2 protein-coding genes are annotated in these 2,369 nt (G+C 61.1%); one reads left to right on the top strand and one right to left on the bottom strand.

The window, feature by feature from the left end:
• Positions 1 to 233: 233 nt before the first annotated feature.
• Positions 234 to 1,637: an NAD(P)/FAD-dependent oxidoreductase gene (locus RFA01S_RS27220; protein ID WP_032407986.1), complete on the top strand. Its 1,404-nt coding sequence runs from the start codon at positions 234 to 236 to the stop codon at positions 1,635 to 1,637.
• Positions 1,638 to 1,844: 207 nt separating this feature from the next.
• Here RFA01S_RS27220 and RFA01S_RS27215 read toward each other — a convergent pair whose 3' ends face one another.
• Positions 1,845 to 2,336, bottom strand: coding sequence for a (2Fe-2S)-binding protein (locus tag RFA01S_RS27215; RefSeq protein WP_032407987.1), 492 nt, complete (start codon positions 2,334 to 2,336; stop codon positions 1,845 to 1,847).
• Positions 2,337 to 2,369: the final 33 nt, after the last annotated feature.

The raw sequence follows: 2,369 nt of genomic DNA, 5'->3' as shown, positions 1-2,369 counted from the left end.
GCCAGCCCACCGGTCAAGAGGGTCGATGGGTGGGCTGAGGATTGTGTTCGTCAGAACCTTCACAGATCGTTTGCCGAAGCCTTGCCCCTTCGGGCCAACTTATCGTGCTCGTTTGTGGAAACCGGTAACGACAGCCGGTGCGAAACTAGGCGATGGTTGGAATTACCTGTTGGTGCGGGCGCCGCCAGCTTGTCGACGCACCCTCAGGTTCATCGCATCAGAAAGGTTCGACAATGGAGTTGTCCAGCATCCCGACGCGGGAAAGTGAACGATCGTTCTGGCTGCGTGAAGCCCTCGCTGCCGAGGATGCGCAGGTTACGGAGCTTTCGGGCACCGTGAACGCCGATGTCTGCATCGTCGGTGGAGGTTTCACCGGATTGTGGACAGCCATCGAGCTCAAACAGCGTGACTCGTCCACCGAGGTTGTGGTACTCGAAGCCCAGCTGTGTGGTAGCGGCGCAAGCGGCACCAATGCCGGAATGGTCATGAACCTGTGGCCGAAGTTCGGAGCATTGAAAGCGCACGTCGGTGAGACGGAAGCGGTCAGAATCGCAGGGCAGACGTCGGACGCTATCGACGACATCGAGAAATTTGTGCGTGATCACGACTTAGTAGTCGGTTTTCAGCGTCAAGGTTGGTTGTGGGGCTCTACGGCGATAAATCAGGACGGTGCCTGGGACGAGGCGATCGAAGACTTGGGCGCGAGGAAGGGAAATCCGTTTCAGACCATCTCGGCCGAACGAGCGCAGGAGCTGGGAGGCACGGGCATCCGGGGCGGGGTGGTGGACCCGACGTCGGCGACGGTCCAGCCTGCCGCGCTTGCGCGAGGCTTGCGACGTGTAGCCCTCGAGCTGGGCGTCAAAATCTTCGAACGTACCTTTGTACATTCTATCGAGGGCATGGGTCGCCCGCTCGTGACCACCGCGAAGGGATCCGTGAAGGCTGATTCGGTGGTGCTGGCCATCAATGCATGGGCCAGCAACCTGGGTTGGATGCGCAAGGTGCTCATTACGACGGCCAGTGACAATTTGGTGACGGAGAAGCTTCCAGAACGGGTCATGGATCAGATCGGAACACCGGGCGTGGGCGTTTCCGACTCCAGGCGGTTGTTGAATTACTGGCGAACTACGTCCGATGGGCGTTTCTTGTTCGGCAAGGGAGGTGTGGGTCTCGGGTTCGGTGCGCGCGGATCGTCCTCCATGTTCGGCGAGCCGCCGAACCCGAAGCCGATGCTTCGCAACTGGAACAAGATGTTCCCCGGCTTGTCCGACCTTCGCATAGAGAACAGCTGGCGGGCCCCCGTCGAGTACTCGTTGAACTCGTTGCCGTTCTTCGTCTCCGACCAGGATCACCCACGAGTGTTCATCGCGACCGGGTACTCCGGTGATGGCGTCGGGCCGTCGCGTTTGGGAGCTCGGATCCTCGCCAGCATGGCCACCGACGCCAAGGACGAGTGGGCAGACAGCGGCCTCACCCGGATGCCGTCGGGCTGGGTTCCTCCTGAGCCTTTCCGGTTCGTCGGAGGCCAGGTCGTGCGCCGTGCCCTGATCAGTGTGGACGACGCTCAGTCCGAGGGCCGACGGCCGAACCCGGTGGCGGTCGGTCTGACCAAGTTGGATCCGACATCCTGGATCTGACAGGTGATCGGTCCGTCAGGGCCCGGCCCTGGGTGATTTCGTAGGGTTCGACCTGGGTGGTACCGGCTCGGTGTCCACGGACGGACGTGCTCATCCAACGCTTCGATGAGGTTGGGTGTGCACGACGCGACGAAGACCGGTCATCACGTATACCTGATTGCGTGATGACCGGTCTTCGTCGCGTCGGTCGTGTCGATCGATTGTGTGTCAGTCGGGTGTTGTGGTTTGGTCGCGGAGGTTGAAGGCGCGGTCGACGGATTCGACGATCTGTTGATATCCGGTGCAGCGGCAGAGGTTTCCGGAGATGGCGTCGCGGATTTCGTCTTGGGACATGTCGGTGCCGTCGTCGTAGATGGGTTTGAGGGTCATGAGGAATCCGGAGGTGCAGAAGCCGCATTGGAGTCCGTGGCAGGCGGAGAAGGATTCTTGGAGGGGGTGGAGGGTTCCGTCTTTGTCGGCGAGGCTTTCGACGGTTTGGACGATGGCGCCTTCGGTTTGGACGGCGAGGGTCATACAGGATCGGGTGGGTTCGTTGTCGACGAGTACGGTGCAGGATCCGCAGACGCCGTGTTCGCAGCCGACGCGTGTTCCTCGGAGGCCGAGGTTGTGGCGGAGGAAGTCCGAGAGGAGTGTGCGTGCTTCGACTTCGCGGGTGTAGGTCTTGCCGTTGACCTCTACTTCGATGGTGTGTTTGCTCAACGGGCGCTCCTTGCTCGGTCGGTTGCTGTGTTG

It is taken from the genome of Rhodococcoides fascians NBRC 12155 = LMG 3623 (assembly GCF_001894785.1).
GTDB lineage: Bacteria > Actinomycetota > Actinomycetes > Mycobacteriales > Mycobacteriaceae > Rhodococcoides > Rhodococcoides fascians.
Note: the sequence above shows the minus strand (reverse complement) of the source record. Positions and strands in the feature narration are given on the sequence as shown.